Source organism: Stenotrophomonas sp. STEN147, from assembly GCF_056757995.1.
Genome location: NZ_JBRRCG010000020.1, coordinates 40,512 through 60,687 on the forward strand (window position 1 = coordinate 40,512; position 20,176 = coordinate 60,687).

Here is a 20,176-nt window from a genome sequence, read left to right on the forward strand (position 1 = left end):
CATTAACACGCGGCATGCTATCGCTGCGCCTTCGTCCTGCAGCGGAGCCCGACCATGGCCCACAAGAACACGATCTGCATCTGGTACGACAGCGAAGCACTCGAGGCCGCCACGTTCTACGCCGGAATCCTGCCCGACAGCGCGGTAACGGCCGTGCATCACGCACCGGGTGACTATCCGGACGGCAAGGAGGGCAACGTGCTGACGGTCGAGTTCACCGTCTGCGGCATTCCCTGCGTCGGGCTCAACGGCGGCACCGCGTTCAGGCACAGCGAAGCGTTCTCGTTCCAGATCCAGACCGAGGACCAGTCCGAGACCGACCGCCTGTGGAACGCGATCGTCGGCAACGGTGGGCAGGAGAGCCAGTGCGGTTGGTGCAAGGACCGCTGGGGCATCTCATGGCAGATCAGTCCGCGCATGCTGATCGAAGCGGTGACCAGCCCGGACAAGGCCTTGGCCAAGCGCGCCTTCAACGCGATGATGCCGATGAAGAAGATCGACATCGCCACCATCGAAGCGGCGATCCGCACCGCATGACCGCGTGGGATGCGGTCATCGTCGGCGGCGGCCACAATGGCCTGGTCTGCGCGGCCTATCTTGCCCGTGCCGGCAGGAAAGTACTGGTGCTCGAACGCCGTGGCGTGCTCGGCGGCGCAGCGGTCACCGAGGAATTCCATCCGGGCTTCCGCAACTCGGTCGCCTCGTACACCGTCTCGCTGCTGCAGCCTAAGGTGATCGACGAGCTGCAGCTGCACGCGCATGGCCTGCGCGACCCAGGCCGAGGTGGCGAAGTTCTCCGAACGGGATGCGCAGCGCCTGCCAGCCTATGAGGCGAGGCTGGAGGTCTTCGCCGACGTGCTGCGCGCCTGGGCCCTGCGCGCGCCGCCGGACCTCGGCGTCGCAGGCGGCTGGCGCGCATTGCCGGCACTGTGGCGGATGGACCGGCTCGGCCGGGAACTGGCGGCACTGTCCCCTGCCCTGCGCCAGGAGCTGCTTGATCTGTTCACCCTGTCGGCCGCCGACTATCTGGACCGCTGGTTTGAAAGCGAGCCGATCAAGGCCCTGTTCGGATTCGATGGCATCGTCGGCAACTACGCCAGTCCGTACACGCCCGGCAGTGCCTACGTCCTGCTGCACCACGTGTTCGGCCAATGCAACGGGGTGAAGGGTGCCTGGGGCCATGCAATCGGTGGCATGGGCGCGATCAGCCAGGCCATCGCTGCATCGGCGCGCGCGGCCGGCGCAGAACTGCGCGTGGATGCCGGCGTGAAGCGGCTTCTGGTCGAGCACGGACGCGCGGTGGGCGTTGAGCTGGCCGGCGGGGACGTACTGCGCGCGCGCGTGGTGGTGGCCAACGTCAATCCAAAACTGCTCTACGAGCAGTTGCTGGACCCGGAGCAGGTGCCCGCGGCGACGCGCGAACGCATGGCGCAGTGGCGCTGCGGTTCGGGCACCTTCCGGATGAACGTGGCGCTGTCGCGGCTGCCGGACTTCCGCGCCCTGCCCGGCGCCGGTGAGCACCTCAGTGCCGGCATCATCATGGCGCCCAGCCTCGACTACATGGACCGCGCGTGGCTGGATGCGCGGCGCGACGGCTGGTCGCGCGAGCCGATCGTGGAGATGCTGATTCCCAGCACCCTCGACGATTCGCTGGCGCCACCGGGCCAGCACGTCGCCAGCCTGTTCTGCCAGCATGTGGCACCGGTCCTGCCCGGGGGTAGGCATTGGGACACGCATCGCGATACCGTCGCCGACCTGATGATCGCCACCGTCGATCGGTATGCGCCCGGCTTCGCCGACAGCGTGCTCGGTCGGCAAGTGCTGTCACCACTGGATCTGGAGCGGACGTTCGGCCTGGTGGGCGGCGATATCTTCCACGGTGCGCTCAGTCCCAACCAGCTGTTCTCGGCGCGGCCGATGATCGGCCAGGCCGGCTACCGCGGTGCCCTGCCCGGGCTTTACCTGTGTGGTTCAGGCACGCATCCCGGCGGCGGCGTGACCGGCGCGCCGGGCCACAATGCCGCGCAGGTGATCCTGCAGGATCTGTAGGGGTGTGCCAACCACGGCTGGCACCTGCCGCATCAGATGACCCTGCGGATCATTTGACGCTGCGCAGATGATTCGGACGGTTCGGCGGGCCGGGGGGACGGCGCTTGTTGAACGGTGGCTGGCCGCGCCAGTAGCGGATCAGCAGCCAGCCGAACAACATGCCACCCAGGTGCGCGAAGTGCGCCACGCCCGGCTGCCAGCCGGTCATGCCCAGCACCAGTTCACCGACACCGAACAGGATCACGAACGTGCGCGCCTTCATCGGAATCGGTGGGAACAGCAGCATCACCCGCTGGTTCGGGAACAACATGCCGTACGCCAGCAGCAGGCCGAACACACCACCGGACGCGCCCAGCACCGTGGCCGGATTCTCCAGCAGCGTCCCCACCAGCAGCTGGCAGACGCCGGCGCCCGCCACGCATACCAGGTAGTAGAGCAGGAAGCGCTTCTCGCCCCAGGTCTGTTCCAGCGGCGCACCGAACATGAAAACGGCCAGCATGTTGAAGAACAGGTGGCCGAAGCTGCCGTGCAGGAAGCCGTAGGTCAGCAGCTGCCACGGCTGGAAGTTGCCACCCGGGGAGAACGCATCGAAGCCCTGCTGCAGCGGCTGCAGCATGAACGGCTCGAAGGTCTGGTTGCCGAGCAGGAACGGCTGCTGCAACAGGAACAGGATCGCGTTGGCGATCAGCAGGGCCTTGGTGACGGTTGGCAGTCGCGGGAACATGGGGACACCGGCATGGAACGGTCTCCATCATAGCCGCACCGTCGTGTCGTGTCGGCGACTGCCGCGTGCGGCCCGTTCAGACCCCGGTCGCGCTCAGCCCGGTCCCCACACGGCGGCATCCAGCGCCGCCGCCGGGTCGGACGCCGGCATCCGCACCCGGCCGTTCTCCACCACCACGCCTTCCGCGCGCAGCCGCTGCCACTGTTCCCGCCAGCCCGCCGCCCCCTCCGCCATGGCGATGCGCCCGTCAGAGCGCAGCACGCGGTGCCAGGGCAGTGTCGGGTCATCGTTCTGGCCGAGAATGCGCGCCGTCAAGCGTGCCCGCCCCGGCAGGCCCGCGCGCATCGCTACCTGTCCATAGCCCATCACCTGTCCCGGCGGGATCGCGTGGATCACCGCCAGGATGCGCGCGCGCGCCTGGTCCGGCGTCAGCGGCGCAGACGCGTCACCAGCAGCACGCCGAGCAGGACCAGCACGGTGCCGGCGATCTGCGCCGGCCCCATCGGTTCGTCGAGCAGCCATAGGCTCATCACGATGGTGGAAACAGGCCCCAGCATACCGACCTGCGCTGCCAGCGAGGAACCCACGCGCTGCACCGCCAGCATGATCGCCAGCACCGGCAGCACGGTGCAGACCGTGGCGTTGACCAGCGACAGCCACTGCACCGGTGCAGGTGCCTGCCACAGCAGTGGCAGCGGATGGGTGATGGCGAAATGCAGCAGCACCAGACCGCTGGCCACGCAGCTGGCATAGGCGGTCAGGCGCACCGCGCCGATCCGTGCCACCACCTGGCCGCTGCCGAACAGGTACAGCGCATAGCTGAGCGCGCTGCCCAGCACCAGCAGGCTGCCGACGATGATCTGCCCGCCCTCCCGCTGCAGATCGTGGCCGAACGCCAGCAGCACCCCCAGGTAGCTCAGCACCAGCGCGGCGACCTGCCAGCGCCCTGGCCGCTGCCGCGCCAGCAGCACGTTGATCAGCAGCACCAGCGTCGGGTTGAGGTAGAGGATCAATCGTTCCAGCGTGACGCTGATGTACTGCAGACCCTGGAAATCCAGCAGGCTGGACAGGTAGTAGCCGGTGAACCCCAGCCACAGCACGCGCGCCCGGTCTGCCCACGACAGCGGCTCGACACGGCGCGAAGCCCACACCGCCATCAGTGCGAACAGGGGCAGTGCCATCAGCATGCGCAGCGCCAGCAGCGTGGTCGCATCGACACCGTGGCGCAGGCCGAGCTTGACGATCACCGCCTTGCCGGATGCGGCAACGGCGCCGATCGCCGCCAGGCCGATTCCCCCCAGGGCGATGCGTGGGGATGCGGTGGCGATGCGCGGGGAGGAGCTTGACATGGGAACAGCGGCGGGCCGCGCAGGGCGGCCCGGGGGTGCGTGTGGACGCCCATTGTCGCATGGCCCGACGCGGCAACCGCAGCGTCAGCGCATCAGCACCACTTCCTCTGCGGAGGTCGGGTGGATCGCCACCGTGTCATCGAACTGGGCCTTGGTCGCTCCCATCTTCACCGCCACCGCGAAGCCCTGCAGGATCTCGTCCGCGGCCTCGCCCAGCAGGTGCACTCCCACCACGCGCTCTTCCGGCCCGGCGCAGACCATCTTGAACAGGCTGCGCTGGGTACCGTTGGCCAGTGCCTGCAGCATCGGCCGGAAACGGCTGTGATAGACCGTCACCTGCTCGAAGCAGGCACGCGCCTCCTCCTCACCCATGCCCACCGCCCCCAGCGGCGGATGCGAAAACACCACGCTGGCCACATTCTCATAGTCCATCTTCGACTGTGGGCGGCCACCGAACAGACGGTCCATCAGCCGACGCGATGCAGCCACCGCCACCGGGGTCAGGCCCACCTTGCCCGCGATATCCCCCACGGCATGGATGCTGGGTACCGCCGTGGTCTGCCATTCATCCACCTGCACCTGCTCGTGCTCGCCGATGTCGATGCCCAGCGCCTCCAGGCCCAGGCCCCGGCTGTTGCCACGGCGGCCGGTGGCGAAGAACACCGCGTCGAACACGCTGTCCATGGGGCCATCATGGCCGAAGGCGCGGACGCGCTCACCGTCGCGCTGCAGTTCGCGCAGGCGGTAATCAAAGTAGATGCGCACGCCCTGCTGGCGGAGGTTTTCCGCCAGCTGATCGGTCAGCTCGTAGTCGAAGCGTTCCAGCAGGCGCTTGCCGCGTACCAGCAGGCTCACCCGGCTGCCCAGCGCCTGCAGCAGCCCGGCCAGCTCCACCGCGATGTAGCCGCCGCCGATGATCGCGACCTCGGCCGGGGCCGCACGCAGCTCGAAGAAGTCGTCGGATACCAGGCCCAGCTCCGCGCCGGGAATGTCCGGACGCTGCGGGTGCGCTCCGGTGGCGATCAGGATGTGGTCGGCGGTGTAGCGCACGCCGTCGCTGCAGGCCACCGTGTGCGCGTCGAGCAGGTGGCCGCGCGCCGGAATGCGGACCACGCCGGTTTCATCCAGACGCTTGTGGTAGCTGGTATGGATGTTGCTGATGTAGGCCTGGCGATGGATCACCAGTTCCTTCCACGACAGTGCCGGTCGTGGCGGCACATCGAAGCCCATCGCGCTTGCCAGGCCGATACGCTCGTGCAGATCGGCGGCCAGCCACATCGCCTTCTTCGGTACGCAGCCAACATTGACGCAGGTCCCGCCCAGTTCGCCGGGTTCCAGCAGCGCCACGCGCTTGCCGTACTGCGCGGCGCGGATGGCGCCGGCCAGGCCGGCAGAGCCGCCGCCAAGGACGATCAGGTCGTAATCATGGGAAGCCGTGTTCATCGGAATCGCTCGGGTCGGTAAGGGGCAGGATCGATCGCTGGCGTGCGGCCACAGAGGAGATCAGCGATCAGCTGGCCGGTGCCGGCACTCATGCTGATGCCGAGCATGCCATGCCCTGCCGCAAGCCAGACGTGAGGATGCGCAGGCGCGCGGCCGATCATCGGCACATCGTCCACGCTCATCGGACGCCAGCCGCACCACTGCTCCTGCAGCTGCGCGCCACGAGGCATGCGCAGGTGGCGATCAGCGGCCAGCTGCAACGCCTGCAGGCGCTGCGCACGCAGCTGCGGGTCGGCACCGGCGAATTCCATCGTGCCCCCCAGTCGCAGCGCGTCGCGCCAGGCGATCACGAACACGGAGTGATCTTTGAGCACCACCGGACGGGCCGGCACCAGCGGCGGGCGTGACCAGGTCAGCGAGTACCCCTTGCCGGGCTGGATCGGCACCCGCAGGTCGAGCAGCCGTGCCCATCGCGGCGACCACGGGCCGGTGGCCAGCACCAGTTCGCGCGCGCGCAGCGTGCGTCCGCCGGCCTGCACCCGGACCCCGTGTGCGTCGCCGCTGAAGCCCTGCATCTCGACCTGCTCGTCGATCTCGACGCCCTGCGCACGCAGTACCCGCGCCAGCTCCGCAGTGAAACGGTCCGGGCGAAGCTGCGCGTCGCCGGGGAAATGGATCGCACCGGCAAGCCGATCATGGAACGCCGGATTGTCGCGTGCGTAGTGGCCGCCATCGATGCAGCGGGTCGCAATGCCGTGCGCATCCAGCGCCTCGCACTGGGCGATGTGCTGATCGAAGCTGCGTGCATCACCGAACACGTAATCCAGGCCGCCCGTCTCGAATTCACAGTCCAGGCCATGGGTTCCCACCCATTCGGCCAGGCGCACGCGGGAATCATTCAACAGCGCAGCGCGCGCGCGGGTGGCCTGCAGCCAATGCCGCGCATTGCAGCGCGCGCTGAACTGCAGCAGCCAGCGCCACAGCGCGGGATCGAGGCGGCTGCGCACATACAGCGGCGCGCGTGGGTCGAGCATCCAGCGCAACGCACGCAGCGGCACACCCGGCGCGGCCAGGGGCGGTGCATGACTGGGCGTGACGGTGCCGCAGTTGCCGTACGACGTCGCTGCGCCCACGCGGCCACGATCGATCACCCGTACCTGCCGTCCCTGTCCGCACAACGCCAGCGCAGTCGCCAGGCCGATGGCACCGGCACCGATCACGATCACGTCATCGCGCGCCCCCTGCATCGGTCAGCCCCTTCCAGCCTCGCGGCGCATCGGCGGCCACTGGCGATAGGTCATCGCCCGCCACAGCCACTCCATCGGTCCGAAGCGGAAGCGGCGCAGCCAGGCATGGGAAAGCGCGACCTGCGCGGCGAACAGCAGCACAGCGAACAGCAGCTGCACGCTGCGCGGCATCACGTCGAAATAGCCCAGGCCATGGTGGTAGAACACCCAGGTGCACACCAGCGACTGCCCCAGGTAGTGGGTCAGCGCCATCCGGCCGACCGGCGCCAGCCAGCCCAGCCGCGCGCGCCACTGCACGATCCAGGCGAGGTAGCCCAGGCACATCGGCAGCGCGCCGATCATCACCAGCGCCATCGCCGAGGTCACACCAAGGTCGTAGGCACCGGGTGCCAGGTAAGGTTTCCAGGCCACACCCAGCACGGTGACCAGCAGGCCCAGCGGCAAGGCGACCCAGCGCAGCGCCGCGAACAGGCGCGGATGGCGTTCCGGCGCGGCCAGCGCGCCACTGCCGGCCAGTCCACTGCCGATCAGGAACATGCCCAGCACCGCCGGGCCGGTGATCAGCAGCGCCCCCATCGACGAACCAAACTCATGCAGGCGCTGGATGCAGGCCTGGATCCAGTTGCCGTGTCCGTAGACCATGCGCTCCCGGGCGATGCTCTGCTGCGCGTCGACCAGCATCTGCTGCGCGTCCTGCGGCGTCGCCAGTGAAACCATGGCGCCGAGCAGCAGCATCATCGCCGCGCCACCGAGGTAGACGATGACGCCCATCCAAGGCAGCCAGCTGCGCGGTGCCTCGCGGCACGCCAGCAGGGGCAGCGACGCCAGCGCGTAGAGCACGAGGATGTCGCCGGACCAGACCAGCAGCGCGTGGCACAGGCCGATCAGCATGAGCCCGGCGCTGCGGCGCAGATAGAACGGAGTGAACTCGCGGCCGGCGGTCTCGGCGCGCTGTGCCATCACTGCGAATCCGGCGCCGAACAGCAGCGAGAACAGGGTGAAGAACTTGCCCTGCACGAACACGTAGACGAAGGCGTCGGCCCAGTAATCGATCCCCTGCCAACGCACGTCGATACCAGTGAATGCCAGGTCCAGCGGTCCGCTGAAGGCCTCCATGTTCATCAGCAGGATGCCCAGCAACGCGGCCCCGCGCAGTATGTCCAGCACGGCGATGCGGTCGCCGGAGGCGACCGGCTGCAGGGAAGGCGAAGCGCTGTTCACAGGACGTCCGGCGGGCAGGTCCCTCATTATGCAGCCCGCCTGCGCGCCGTGGACGACCGCGCGGTGTTCCAGACATGCAACGGCCCGCCGAAGCGGGCCGTTGCTGCCGTCACGATCGCAGGGCGATCAGTGCGCGTGACCGCCGTCGCCGTGGACGTGGCCGTGCTCGATCTCTTCCTTGCCGGCTTCGCGCACGTCGACGATTTCCACGTCGAAGTGCAGGTCCTTGCCGGCCATCGGATGGTTGAGATCGACGTCGACCACGCTCATGCCGACCTTCTGCACGGTCACCGCACGCGGGCCGAAGTTGGTCTGCAGCACGACCTGCTGGCCCGGCGCCAGCTTGGTATTGCCGAAGTGCTTCTTCGGCACGCGCTGGGACAGGCCTTCGCGGCGCTCGCCATAGGCGTCGGCCGCCGTGACGTCGACACTGAAGGTGGCGCCGGCTTCCTTGTCCATCATGGCGTTTTCCAGGCCCGGGATGATGTTGCCGTGACCGATCAGGATCGCCAGCGGCTCGCCGCGGTCCTTGGACGATTCGATCGGCTCCTGGCCGACTTCGGAAACGGTGTAGTGGAAGCGGACAACGCGGTCTTTTTCGATCTTCATGCGCGACTCTGTCTGGTTCTGCCGGAGGCAGACGGGTTGGGGCGGGTTGTCGCCCGGCGGGGACGCCGCCATCATGACGGCCAATCCAAGGTGGCGCATTATCCGGAGAACATGCACATCACGCCAGTTTCGTCCGGCCCGCGCCGGCTGTCCGTGCCCGCCCTGCTGCTGGTCCTGCCCCTGCTGCTGACCGCCTGCGGCGGCGGCAAGGCCACCCGGACGGCGCCGCCCCCGCCGTCGGCGCACTGGCCGGCGACCACCCCTGACAATCCCGAGGCCGCCAATTCAGTACTGATGCGTGCCATCAGCCTGGTCGGCACGCCCTACCGTTACGGCGGCAACACCCCCGAATCAGGCTTCGACTGCAGCGGCCTGGTCGCCTATGTCTACCGCGAGATGCTGGATCTGAAGCTGCCGCGCACCTCGCGCGACCTGGCCGCCGTACAGGGCCCGAGGATCGATCCGAAGCGTCTGGCCACGGGTGACCTGGTGTTCTTCGGCAGCCGCGGCAACGTCACCCATGTCGGCATCTATGTCGGCGAGGGGCGCTTCGTGCACGCCCCCAGCACCGGCGGCACGGTGCGCCTGGACTCGCTTAGCGGGCCCTACTGGAAGGACCACTACACAGGGGCCAAACGCGTCCTTCGCTAAAATGAACAGGCGTCATGTTCAAAATTGAGAAGTGCGTCACATTGAAAATAACGGTTTTATAACGGAATTTTTAACTTATCAGTGCTTTTACAGGGCATGATGCCCCATCGTTTTTTTCTGTGACCGACGCGTGACGACCGACGACCTGACGTGCAAAGGCCAGACCGCCGCTTCCCCGCGTAGTGTCCGCCCTGTTCTTCTGGGCTTGGCACTGTGCCTGACCAGCCTCCCCGCCTGGTCGCAGACCGTTCCTTCACGCGCCGATGCTGCGCCGGTCCCGGCCGCCGACAATGGCGTGCGTGTGACGGGCAAGGCCGAGGCCGCGGCCCCCCAGCGCAGCCGCACCGATGCAGCCGCCAGTGCCACGCTGGCCGCCCTGCTGCCGCATCTGGCCGCCAACGACACCATTCCGCTGATGGACCGCTCGGCCATGGTCGCCGGCGATCTGAGCCGCCTGCTCGCCAACTACGACACCAGCAGCGCTGCCAATGGCAGCGTTGTCGGCAGCGCCGCCGACAATGGCAAGGTGCAGTCGCTGCTGCGGCGGGCGATGACCCTGCTCGGCACCCCGTATCGCTGGGGTGGCAGCAATCCGGACAGCGGCTTCGACTGCAGCGGCCTGGTCGGCTACGTCTTCCGTTCGGCTCTGGGCATCGAACTGCCGCGCGTCTCCCGCGAGATGGCGCATGACAACAACGCCGAGCTGATCAACGACCGTGCCGCCCTGGCCGCGGGTGACCTGGTGTTCTTCGGTCGCAAGGGCCGGGTCGACCACGTCGGCATCTATGTGGGTGACGGCCGCTTCCTGCATGCCCCGAGCGCAGGCAAGGATGTGCGGGTGGACACCCTGCTCAGCGGCTACTGGGGCAACAAGTTCATGCAGGCGCGCCGCGTCGAGCTCTGACGCCGCCTTTCCAGGCACCTCCTGATACCTGAAAGCCGCTGCCCTGCAGCGGCTTTTTCGTTGCCCGCGGAATGCCTGGGATGCGTCTTCCCTTCCCTGGCCCGGCGGGCACGCCCACAACGAAAAGGCCCGCCAGCGGCGGGCCTTCATCTCTCGCATGACAGGCCGCTGCGCGGCGTCTCAGCTGCGTGGCGGCGTGGGGTCCGGGTCATCCACGCCCACGTTGCTGGAGGGATTGTCGTACACCGACTGGTCGAGCAGGCCGGTCTCCTTGGCCACCAGCACCGGCACCAGCATCTGACCGGTCACGTTGGTCATGGTGCGCATCATGTCCAGGATACGGTCGATGGCATACAGGTAACCGATGGTCTCCAGCGGCAGATTGGCGGCACTGAGCACCACGGTGGCCATGATCACGGCCGTACCCGGCACACCGGCAGTACCGAAGCTGCCCAGCACCGAGGCGATCAGCACCACCACGTACTGCTCCGGCGTCAAAGGCACGCCGCTGTACTGGGCGATGAAGACCGCGCACAACGCGGGGTAGATCGCGCCGCAGCCGTCCATCTTGATGCTCGCACCCAGTGGCACCGCGAATGCACCGTAGTCCTTGTTGACGCCCAGGTTGTGGGTGATCGAACGCAGCGCCACCGGCATCGCGGCGAAGCTGGAGGAGCTGACGAAGGCGACCTGCATGCCTGGCGCCGCGCCGCGGAAGAACTTCAGCGGATTCAGGCCGTGCGCCAGCAGCAGCGCGCTGTAGACGACCACGATGTGCAACGCACAGGCCACGTACAGGGCCAGCACGAAATGCCCCAGCGGCAGCAGCTTCTCGAAACCGTAACTGCCCACCAGGCCGGCAATCAGGCCGAAGGTACCGATCGGGGTGACTTCCAGCACGAAGCGGGTCACCTGGATCATGATGTCGCTCATCTGGCCGACCAGCTTCCGCGCCTCGGTCACCTTCTCGCCCAGCTTGACGATGGCAAAGCCCACCAGGCCGGCGAAGAAGATCACCGGCAGGATCGAGCCCCTGCCAGCGGCCAGCACGGTCTCGCCGGCGGCATTGACCCGGGTGCCGATGCCGGACAGTGCATAGAAGACGTTGGCCGGCACCACATCCAGCAGCACCTGTACCACGCTGGGAACCTCGCGCGGCACATAGTTGCTGGCCATGGACAGCTGCAGGCCACCGGCACCGGGCTGCAGCACGGTGCCCACGCCCAGGCCCACGCACACCGCCAACGCTGCGGTGATCACGAACCACAGGAAGGTGCGGCCACTGAGCGCCGCAACCGACTTCTGGCCATGCAGTGACGAGATCGCGTTGATGACCGCGAAGAACACCAGCGGCACCGCGATCATCTTGATCAGGGTGACATACAGCTCACCGAGCGGACCGAACCATGTTTCCGCAGCGGGGCCGAGCGCCCAGCCGGCCAGCGCACCAAGCACGAAGCCGCCGACCACGCGCTGCCAGAATGGAATCCGCAGCCAGGCAGAGACCAGCGTCATAGGCAATCCAGAGGGGGAAGGAAGGGATGCTGGCACGATAGCCCAAGGCGGCCCGCAGAACGACCGTCCGCCCGGCAAATCAGTGTGTCATCGGCGTGCCTTGCGAGGGCGGGCATAATGAACGTCCCGTTACAGTTTGTGAGATCCCAGCGTCCATGCGCCGTTCCGTCTCCCTGTTGGCCACGTGTGCCACCACCCTGCTGCTCGGCGCCTGCGCCAGCACCACCCCCGCCTCCGCGCCGGCAGGCCTGAAGGTCGCCGTCGAGCCGGTTGCACACCCGGCCGGCGAGACGCCGCAATGGTGGTACCGCAGCGGCGCCGCCCAGGCCGCCGCCAACGGCGCGATGGCCGGCAAGGCCCGGAATGTCATCCTGTTCCTCGGCGACGGCATGAGCCTGACCACCGTGGCCGCCGCGCGCATCTACGAAGGCCAGAAGAAGGGCGGATCGGGCGAAGAGAATCTGCTGTCCTGGGAACGCTTCCCCGCCACCGCGTTCAGCAAGACCTACAACACCGACTCGCAGACCCCTGATTCGGCGGGCACCATGACCGCCATCACCACCGGCGTGAAGACCCACATGGGCGCGATCGGTGTCAGCGCAGGCGCCCGCACCGATTGTGCCGACAGCCTGTCCAAGGGCCTGCTCACGTGGCTGCAGCTGGCCGACAGCGCCGGCCTGGCGACCGGCATCGTGTCCACCGCGCGCCTGACCCACGCCACCCCGGCGGCCACCTACGCGCATTCGCCGGAGCGCAACTGGGAGAACGACACCGATCTGACCGAAGCGGCCAAGGCCGCCGGCTGCAAGGACATCGCCCAGCAGCTGCTGTCCACCTCGCGCTATGGCCGCGGCCCGCTGGTCGCGCTCGGCGGTGGTCGCGGTGAATTCACCACCGTGGAAGAGCGCGATCCGGAATACGACGACAAGGTCGGCCAGCGCCTGGATGGCCGCAGCCTGGTACAGGAATGGCAGCAGGCGCATCCGCAGGGTGCCTACGTGTGGAACAGCAGGCAGCTGGCCGCCGCCGCGAATGCGCCGGCCATCCTCGGCCTGTTCGAGCCGGACCACATGCGCTACGAATACGAGTGCCCACAGGATCCGGCCGGTGAGCCGAGCCTGGCCGAGCTGACCGCTGCTGCGATCACCAACCTGTCGCGCCATCAGGAAGGTTACGTGCTGATGATCGAAGGCGCCCGCATCGACCATGCCAACCACAGCGGCAATGCCTATCGCGCTCTGACCGAAACCGTGGCGATGTCCGATGCGGTACGGGTGGCGTCGGAAATGACGTCGGCCGACGACACGCTGATCATCGTCACCGCCGACCACTCGCACACCCTGAACTTCGTCGGCTACCCCGCACGCGGCAACCCGATCCTGGGCAAGGTGAAGGACAAGGGCGGTGAGGACGGCGCCGGCAAGCTGGACTACGCGCTGGACGGCAACGGCCAGCCCTACACCACCTTGAGCTACGCCAATGGACCGGGCCACACCGGCAGCACCAACCAGCAGCCGGCGGGCAGCAAGCGCTACCCGCACAACCCGAGCAGCTTCGAGCCGGCCAAGGGGCGTCCGGACCTGCATGATGTCGACACCGAGCATCCGGACTACATGCAGGAAGCGCTGGTGCCGATGAAGTCCGAATCGCATGGTGGCGAGGACGTCGGCATCTGGGCGCGCGGTCCCGGCAGCAAGGCGATCCGCGGCACGCTGGAGCAGAACACGATCTATCACATGATCGTGCAGGCAACGCCGGCGCTGCGCGATCGCCTGTGCCAGGCGGGCACCTGCGACGACAAGGGCGTACCGGTGCAGCTGCCGGCGCCCAAGGCCTTCGAACGCAGCGCCGACGGAAAGTAACGGCACGGCGGACGCAGTGTGCAGCCGGGCCATGCCCGGCTGCATCCCGCCCGGGAATCGAAGGCGCGGCGCGCCCCCGCCGATCACCCTACACTTCACCCGTGACTGCCTTCCCCGCCCTGGTTTCCCTCGATGCACCGCTGCTGGTCGGCTACAGCGGCGGACTGGATTCGACCGTCCTCCTGCACTGGCTGCGGCGCTGCACGCAGGCGGCCGGCGTGGGACTGCGCGCCGTACACGTACATCACGGGCTGCAGCCCGACGCCGATGCCTGGGTCCACCATTGCCAGCAGCAGTGCGCGGCCCTGGGCATCGAACTGGTCGTACAGCGCGTGCAGGTCGAGACCGGCACCGGTCTGGGCCTGGAGGGTGCCGCCCGGCAGGCGCGTCGCGCTGCTTTCGTCGCCTCTCTGCGCGACGGAGAGACGCTGGCCCTGGCCCAGCATCAGGACGATCAGGCTGAAACTTTCCTGCTGCGCGCGTTGCGCGGTTCCGGTGTCGATGGCCTGGCGGCAATGAGCGGGAACAGCATGCTCGCCGGCCACCGGCTGTGGCGGCCGCTGCTGCAGGTCCCGCGCGACGCTCTGCATGACTATGCGCGGGCCCACGATCTGCACTGGATCGAAGACCCCAGCAACGACGACGCGTACGCCGACCGCAATTTCCTGCGCCTGCAGGTCCTGCCGCTGCTGCGCCAGCGCTGGCCGCACGCCGCAGCGGCCCTGGCCGGCAGTGCCGATCATTGCGCACGCACCCGCGGCCTTCTGCAGGAGGAGGACACTGAACTGCTCGCACACCTGGAAGCAGCCCCGCGCGTGCTGTCCTTGCAGCTGCTGCGGCAGGTATCGCCGGAACGCGCCGCACGCGTCCTGCGCACCTGGGTGGCCAGCCATGGCGCGGCCCCGCTTCCGGGGCGGGTGCTGCAGCAGATGCTCGAGGAAATGCTGCCCTCCGCGTGCGACCGGCAGGCGCGGGTGCGCTGGCAGGATCACGTCATCCAGCAATGGCGCGAGCATGCCTATCTGCTACCGGCCGAGCTGCCTGCCCTGCCGCTGGACTGGCAGCAGGAGTGGGACGGCCGGGCGCCTCTGGCCTTGCCTGATGGCGGCCAGCTGCGCCTGCTGGGCGCCGCGATGTTCCAGCAGCCGATGCAGGTGCGTGCACGACGTGGCGGCGAGCGCATCGTGCTGCCGGGACGCAGCCACGCACATGCCTTGAAGGACTGCCTGCAGCGTGAACATCTGGCCCCCTGGCGACGCGCGCAGCTGCCGCTGCTGTTTGCTGACGGCAACCTGCTGGCCGCCGCCGATGTGGTGATCGCCGCACCGCTGCAGGCCTGGCTGCACGCTCACGGCGCCCAGCTGCGGTGGCAGCCGGGTGGCTGGTGAATTGACCCCTGCGCGCGTGCCGTCCACACTTGCCGCATGGCCAAGAAGTCCCCCGAAAACGCCTCCCCTGTTGCCCAGTTCGAGCAGTCGCTCGAATCGCTGGAGCAGCTGGTGGAGCAGATGGAAACCGGCGAGCTGAGCCTGGAAGCGTCGCTCAGTGCTTACGAACGTGGCGTGGGCCTGTACCGCCAGTGCCAGCAGGCGCTGGAGCAGGCCGAACTGCGCGTCCGGCTGCTCAGCGATCCGGCACAGCCCGATACGGCAGAACCCTTCGATCCGCCCAGCCATGACGGCTGAGGCGGCGTTCGCGCGCTGGCGCGACCGGATCGAAAGCCAGCTCGATGCAGCCCTGCCCTCGCCGGCCGATGCACCGCAGCGGCTGCACCAGGCCATGCGCCACTCCGTCCTCGGCGGTGGCAAGCGCATGCGTCCGCTGCTGGTCTATGCCACTGGCCAGTTGTTCGGCGCTCAACCGGAAAGGCTCGACGCGGCCGCGATGGCAGTGGAACTGATCCATGCCTATTCGCTGGTGCACGACGACCTGCCGGCAATGGACGACGATGCGCTGCGCCGTGGCAAACCCACCACCCACATCGCCTTCGACGAAGCCACCGCGATCCTGGCCGGCGACGCCCTGCAGACCCGCGCCTTCAGCCTGCTGGCCGATGCCCCCCTGCCGGCAACACTGCGCGTGGCCTGCCTGCAGGCGCTGGCGCACGCCTCCGGCGCCGCCGGCATGTGCGGCGGCCAGGCACTGGATATCGATGCCACCGGGCAGCAGCAGTCGCTGGCCGCGCTGACCCGGATGCATGCGCTCAAGACCGGCGCGCTGATCCGTGCTGCGGTGCGGATGGGCGCATTGTGCGGCGATGCGCCGGAGCCGCAGCGGGTGCAGCTGGACGCATTCGCCGATGCACTCGGCCTTGCGTTCCAGGTCCGCGATGACATCCTCGACGTCGAAGCCAGCTCCGAGCAGCTGGGCAAGACGGCAGGCAAGGACCAGGCGCAGGACAAGAGTACCTTCCCCGCCCTGCTCGGCATGGAGGGAGCGAAGGCGCAGCTGCGCGAACTGGCGGCCCGCATGCAGGCCGCGCTGGCGGGCTACCACGAAGAAGCCGATGCGCTGCGGGCGCTGGCCAGGCTTGCGGTGGAGCGCGATCACTGACGCGGTGCGCAACGAAAACGCCCGGCAATACCGGGCGTTTTCATTTCCGCATGCAGCCGGTCTTACTTGATCAGGCGCAATGCGAACGGGTAGCGATAGGCTTCGCCGTTGTTGGCCTTGACCGCGGCAATGATGCAGAACACCAGGCTGACCAGTCCGACGATCGGCATCAGGATCGCGCCGATGACCACGATGGTCAGGATGATGCAGACCACCATCGCGATGGCCACGGTGATCTGGAAGTTCAGCGCTTCCTTGGCCTGGTCGGTGACGAAGGACTTGCCGGCGTCGTCCTTGTTGATCAGCCAGATGATCAGCGCGCCGATGAAACCGGTGAAGATGCCCAGCAGGTGCGCGGCCAGGGCCATGGTGCGCTGGTCTGCCGGGACATCGGCGGTGACCGGCGGCGGCGGTGGGACGTTATCGAATTCACTCACGACAAAACTCCTTTTCATTGGGTGGTCTTGACCCACCGGCATCAGGCCGGTTGCGTCAGGCGGCCATAGCTTACGCCATCGACGCCATCAATCATTACCGGCGATGGTCATCCGCCCCACCAGGATCGAACCTGTCCGGATGTGCGAGCGCGGATCGACATCGCTGCCCACCGCTTCGATCGCCATGAACATCTCGCGCAGGTTGCCGGCAATGGTGACGCCGTCCACCGGGTACTGGATCTCCCCGTTCTCGACACGGAAGCCACCGGCCCCCCGCGAGTAGTCACCGGTCACGCCATTGACCCCCTGCCCCATCAGCTCGGTCACCAGCAGGCCGCTGCCCATCTGCCGGGCGATGTCTTCCAGCGACCCGGCGTTGGCCGCCAGCTGCAGGTTGTGCACGCCGCCGGCATTGGCAGTGGTCTGCAGGCCCAGCTTGCGGGCCGAGTAGCTGCCCAGTACGTAGCGCTGCAGCACGCCATCGCGGACCAGTGCCGACGCGCGGGTCGCCACGCCATCGCCGTCGAAGGCGGCCGAGCGCAGGCCGCGGCGCAGGTGCGGCAGCTCGTCGATCTGCATCCAGTCCGGGAACAGTCGCTGCCCGGCGCTGTCCAGCAGGAAGCTGGCCTGGCGGTAAAGCGCGCCACCGGACACGGCCGACAGCAGATGGCCCACCAGACTGCGCGCCACTTCCGGGGCGAACAGCACCGGCATGCTGCCCGTAGCCAGCGAGCGCGGTTGCAGGCGGGCGACGGTACGCGCGGCGGCCTGGCGGCCGACCTGGGCCGGATCTTCCAGGTCCTGCCTGGCCAGCGCACTGGTGTACCAGCCGTCGCGCTGCATGCCATCGCCCTGGCCGGCAATCAGCGCACAACCGATCGAATGGTGGGTGCCGCGCTCACGGCCAATGAAACCGTGCGAATTGGCGTACACCGACAGGCTCTGCGAGCTGGACACCGCCGCGCCATCGGAGTTGCGGATCTGCGCGTCGGCCTCGCGCCCGGCGGCCTCGCAGGCCAGCGCCAGGTCCACCGCTTCATCGGCCTGCAGGGCCCAGGGATGCCAGCCGTCCAGCTCGGGAAACGCCTTGGCCATCAGGGCGGCATCGGCCAGTCCCGCAGCCGGGTCATCCTCGGTGTGGCGGGCGATCGCGCAGGCCTGCTCCACGGTGGCCGACAGGCTGGCCTCGTTCAGGTCGCCGGTGCTGGCGCTGCCCTTGCGCTGGCCGAAGTACACGGTCACGGCGATGCCGCGGTCGCGGGTGGACTGCACGGTTTCCACTTCGCCCAGGCGCACATTGACCTCCAGGCCGCGGTCCTCGCTGCAGCTGACCTCGGCCTGGCTGGCCCCCAGCGCACGGGCACGCTCGAGCAGCTGCTGGGAAAGGTCGGCCAGCCGTTCCAGGCGGGCCGGGCTGTCGTCGCCGACAACCACTTCAGGGGCGATCACGTTCAATGCTTTATCCTGTACAGGTTGGGCCCGGCATCACGCCGGGCGACTTTTTTGAAAGCAGGTGTGGACGATGCGCGGACGCGACGAAGAAACCGGTGAATTCCTTGACAAGAGCCGCAAGCAGAAACGCGGCGAAGCCCTGGAAGTCCTGGCCCTGGGTGAGAAGCTGGTGTCGCTGACCCCGGCCCAGCTGGCCCGCCTGCCGATTCCGGAGGATCTGCTGCCGCACATCGCCGAGTGCAAGCGCATCACGGCCCACATCGCCCACAAGCGGCAGCTGGCGTTCCTGGCCAAGCACATGCGCCGCGAGGAAGACGAAACCCTGGAGGCGATCCGCGATGCGCTGGACGCCAACAGCGAAACCTCGCGCCGCGAAGTGGCGATGATGCACCGCGTGGAAGACTGGCGCGAGCGCCTGCTGGACGACGGCGACAAGGCGCTGGCCGCGCTGCTGGACGAGTATCCGCAGGCGGATCGCCAGCAGCTGCGCACGCTGGTGCGCAACGCCCAGGCCGAGAAGGCGAAGAACAAGCCGCCGCGCGCCTACCGCGAGATCTACCAGGTGCTGCGCGGGCTGATGCTGCCGGCCGCGCTTGGCCTGAAGGTCGCCACCGACGACGACACCGGCGCCGATCTGGACGACGCGACCGACGAGGACTGAGTCCCCGCCGGCCGGGGCGCTGGCCGTGGCCCTTGCCATGGTCAGGCCTGGGTGCCGCCGACGGTCAGGCCCTCGATCAGCAGCGAGGGCTGGCCGACACCCACCGGCACGCTCTGCCCGTCCTTGCCGCAGATGCCTACGCCCTCGTCCAGGGCCAGGTCGTTGCCGACCATGCGCACCTTCTGCATGGTTTCCGGGCCATTGCCGATCAGGGTTGCGCCCTTCACCGGCGTGGTGATGCGGCCATCCTCGATCAGATAGGCCTCGGTGGCCGAGAACACATACTTGCCACTGGTGATGTCCACCTGGCCACCGCCGAAGTTGACCGCGTACAGCCCCTTCTTCACCGAGCGGATCATCTCCTGCGGATCGTGCTGGCCGGCGCGCATGTAGGTATTGGTCATCCGCGGCATGGTCAGGTGCGCGAACGACTCGCGGCGCGCGTTGCCGGTCGGTGCCATGCCCATCAGCCGTGCATTGAGGCTGTCCTGCATGTAGCCGACCAGGATGCCGTCCTCGATCAAGGTCGTGCACTGGGTCGGATGGCCTTCATCATCGACGTTCAGCGAGCCGCGACGGCCGTCCAGGGTGCCGTCATCGACGATGGTCACCCCCGGGGCCGCCACGCGTTCGCCGATGCGACCGGCGTAGACGCTGGTGCCCTTGCGGTTGAAGTCGCCCTCCAGCCCATGGCCGACCGCTTCATGCAGCAGCACGCCAGGCCAGCCCGGGCCGAGCACCACCGGCATCACACCGGCCGGCGCCGGCACCGCGTCCAGGTTCACCAGCGCCTGGCGCAGCGCCTCGCGGGCGAACGCTTCCGGCCGGCCATCGGCGAACAGGTCTTCGTAGCCATAACGGCCACCACCGCCGGCATAGCCGGACTCGCGGCGACCGTTCTGCTCGACGATCACCTGCACGTTCAAGCGCACCAGGGGACGGACGTCGGCACCCAGCACGCCGTCGCTGCGCGCGATGAGCACGGTGTCAACGCCACCGGACAGGCTGACCATCACCTGCTTCACCCGCGGGTCGGCGGCACGCAGATAGCCATCCAGGCGCTTGAGCACTTCAACCTTGGCCTCGTTGCCGAGCCCATCGATCGGATCCAGTGCCGGATACAGCGCGCGTGCAGTGCCGCGCAGCAGCGAGCGGCCCGCCTGGGCACCGCCCTCGCGCGAAATCGCGCGCGCCGACTGCGCCGCCGCCAGCAGCGCATCGGCATGGATGTCATCGGAATAGGCAAAGCCGGTTTTCTCGCCGGCAATGGCACGCACGCCGACCCCCTGCTCGATGGAATGGGCACCGTCCTTGACGATGCCGTCTTCCACGCTCCAGCTCTCACGCCGGGCATGCTGGAAATAGAGGTCGCCGAAATCGACACCGGGGCCGAGCAGCTGGCCGAAGGTGCGCTCCAGTCCAGCGGTATCCAGGCCGCCGGGGCGTAGCAGGCGGTCTTGGGCAAGGGTCAGGGCGATATCAGTCATGGGTCTCGATCT

19 protein-coding genes and 1 pseudogene are annotated in these 20,176 nt (G+C 68.1%); 9 read left to right on the forward strand and 11 right to left on the reverse strand.

Annotated features, from left to right (window positions below; all coding sequences use genetic code 11):
• Positions 1-54 precede the first annotated feature (54 nt).
• The gene (locus tag ACVOKU_RS16425) at positions 55-537 is read left to right on the forward strand and encodes a VOC family protein (protein WP_065181841.1); all 483 of its coding nucleotides are present in this window, start codon (positions 55-57) and stop codon (positions 535-537) included.
• A pseudogene (locus ACVOKU_RS16430) lies at positions 534-2,049 on the forward strand (phytoene desaturase family protein). The gene ACVOKU_RS16425 and the pseudogene ACVOKU_RS16430 overlap by 4 nt, the downstream one beginning before the upstream one ends.
• Positions 2,050-2,098: 49 nt before the next feature.
• Here ACVOKU_RS16430 and ACVOKU_RS16435 read toward each other — a convergent pair.
• The 7 genes from ACVOKU_RS16435 to ACVOKU_RS16465 all read right to left on the reverse strand — a co-directional run bounded on the left by ACVOKU_RS16435 (position 2,099) and on the right by ACVOKU_RS16465 (position 8,642).
• On the reverse strand, positions 2,099-2,773 hold the full coding sequence (locus ACVOKU_RS16435; protein WP_053516819.1) for a rhomboid family intramembrane serine protease: 675 nt from the start codon (positions 2,771-2,773) through the stop codon (positions 2,099-2,101).
• Positions 2,774-2,866: 93 nt separating this feature from the next.
• Positions 2,867-3,295 (reverse strand): MGMT family protein, encoded by a 429-nt coding sequence (locus ACVOKU_RS16440; RefSeq protein ID WP_481560399.1) that lies wholly within the window; start codon positions 3,293-3,295, stop codon positions 2,867-2,869.
• Complete coding sequence (locus ACVOKU_RS16445) at positions 3,202-4,122, reverse strand: DMT family transporter (RefSeq protein WP_065181839.1); 921 nt, start codon at positions 4,120-4,122, stop codon at positions 3,202-3,204. Before ACVOKU_RS16445 ends, ACVOKU_RS16440 begins: the two co-directional genes overlap by 94 nt.
• An 84-nt stretch (positions 4,123-4,206) precedes the next feature.
• Complete coding sequence (gene gorA / locus ACVOKU_RS16450) at positions 4,207-5,565, reverse strand: glutathione-disulfide reductase (RefSeq protein ID WP_074899444.1); 1,359 nt, start codon at positions 5,563-5,565, stop codon at positions 4,207-4,209.
• Entirely contained in the window at positions 5,562-6,812 is a 1,251-nt protein-coding gene (locus tag ACVOKU_RS16455) for an NAD(P)/FAD-dependent oxidoreductase (protein ID WP_481560400.1), read from the reverse strand. The genes gorA and ACVOKU_RS16455 overlap by 4 nt, the downstream gene beginning before the upstream one ends.
• Positions 6,813-6,815: 3 nt before the next feature.
• On the reverse strand, positions 6,816-8,060 hold the full coding sequence (locus ACVOKU_RS16460; RefSeq protein ID WP_481560401.1) for a DUF418 domain-containing protein: 1,245 nt from the start codon (positions 8,058-8,060) through the stop codon (positions 6,816-6,818).
• A 99-nt stretch (positions 8,061-8,159) separates the two neighbouring features.
• Positions 8,160-8,642, reverse strand: a complete 483-nt coding sequence (locus ACVOKU_RS16465; protein WP_053516805.1) for an FKBP-type peptidyl-prolyl cis-trans isomerase — start codon at positions 8,640-8,642, stop codon at positions 8,160-8,162.
• A gap of 111 nt (positions 8,643-8,753) precedes the next feature.
• On the opposite strand from ACVOKU_RS16465, the gene ACVOKU_RS16470 reads away from it, so the two are divergent.
• Complete coding sequence (locus ACVOKU_RS16470; RefSeq protein WP_481560402.1) at positions 8,754-9,293, forward strand: C40 family peptidase; 540 nt, start codon at positions 8,754-8,756, stop codon at positions 9,291-9,293.
• Between the two features lie 130 nt (positions 9,294-9,423).
• Positions 9,424-10,197 carry a C40 family peptidase gene (locus tag ACVOKU_RS16475; protein WP_481560403.1) on the forward strand — a complete coding sequence of 258 codons (774 nt, stop codon included), beginning with the start codon at positions 9,424-9,426 and terminating at the stop codon, positions 10,195-10,197.
• A 180-nt stretch (positions 10,198-10,377) separates the two neighbouring features.
• Here ACVOKU_RS16475 and ACVOKU_RS16480 read toward each other — a convergent pair whose 3' ends face one another.
• Positions 10,378-11,712 carry a dicarboxylate/amino acid:cation symporter gene (locus ACVOKU_RS16480; protein ID WP_065181834.1) on the reverse strand — a complete coding sequence of 445 codons (1,335 nt, stop codon included), beginning with the start codon at positions 11,710-11,712 and terminating at the stop codon, positions 10,378-10,380.
• Between the two features lie 155 nt (positions 11,713-11,867).
• Here ACVOKU_RS16480 and ACVOKU_RS16485 point away from each other — a divergent pair, with 155 nt between their 5' ends.
• The 4 genes from ACVOKU_RS16485 to ACVOKU_RS16500 all read left to right on the forward strand — a co-directional run bounded on the left by ACVOKU_RS16485 (position 11,868) and on the right by ACVOKU_RS16500 (position 16,127).
• A complete protein-coding gene (locus tag ACVOKU_RS16485; protein WP_481560404.1) occupies positions 11,868-13,574 on the forward strand; it encodes an alkaline phosphatase in 1,707 nt (568 codons plus the stop codon).
• A 101-nt stretch (positions 13,575-13,675) separates the two neighbouring features.
• Positions 13,676-14,962 (forward strand): tRNA lysidine(34) synthetase TilS, encoded by a 1,287-nt coding sequence (gene tilS, locus ACVOKU_RS16490; RefSeq protein WP_481560405.1) that lies wholly within the window; start codon positions 13,676-13,678, stop codon positions 14,960-14,962.
• A gap of 36 nt (positions 14,963-14,998) precedes the next feature.
• Positions 14,999-15,259: an exodeoxyribonuclease VII small subunit gene (locus ACVOKU_RS16495; protein ID WP_065174877.1), complete on the forward strand. Its 261-nt coding sequence runs from the start codon at positions 14,999-15,001 to the stop codon at positions 15,257-15,259.
• Positions 15,249-16,127 (forward strand): polyprenyl synthetase family protein, encoded by an 879-nt coding sequence (locus tag ACVOKU_RS16500; RefSeq protein WP_481560406.1) that lies wholly within the window; start codon positions 15,249-15,251, stop codon positions 16,125-16,127. The genes ACVOKU_RS16495 and ACVOKU_RS16500 overlap by 11 nt, the downstream gene beginning before the upstream one ends.
• 62 nt (positions 16,128-16,189) lie before the next feature.
• Here ACVOKU_RS16500 and ACVOKU_RS16505 read toward each other — a convergent pair whose 3' ends face one another.
• Together ACVOKU_RS16505 and pmbA are read right to left on the reverse strand one after the other, a co-directional pair.
• Positions 16,190-16,564, reverse strand: coding sequence for a DUF4870 domain-containing protein (locus ACVOKU_RS16505; protein WP_053516791.1), 375 nt, complete (start codon positions 16,562-16,564; stop codon positions 16,190-16,192).
• Positions 16,565-16,651: 87 nt separating this feature from the next.
• On the reverse strand, positions 16,652-18,019 hold the full coding sequence (gene pmbA / locus ACVOKU_RS16510) for a metalloprotease PmbA (protein WP_481560407.1): 1,368 nt from the start codon (positions 18,017-18,019) through the stop codon (positions 16,652-16,654).
• Positions 18,020-18,086: 67 nt separating this feature from the next.
• Here pmbA and yjgA point away from each other — a divergent pair, with 67 nt between their 5' ends.
• Positions 18,087-18,677 (forward strand): ribosome biogenesis factor YjgA, encoded by a 591-nt coding sequence (gene yjgA, locus ACVOKU_RS16515; RefSeq protein WP_065181832.1) that lies wholly within the window; start codon positions 18,087-18,089, stop codon positions 18,675-18,677.
• Between the two features lie 41 nt (positions 18,678-18,718).
• On the opposite strand, the gene tldD is transcribed toward yjgA, so the two are convergent.
• Positions 18,719-20,164 (reverse strand): metalloprotease TldD, encoded by a 1,446-nt coding sequence (tldD, locus tag ACVOKU_RS16520; protein WP_481560408.1) that lies wholly within the window; start codon positions 20,162-20,164, stop codon positions 18,719-18,721.
• Between the last annotated feature and the right edge of the window lie 12 nt (positions 20,165-20,176).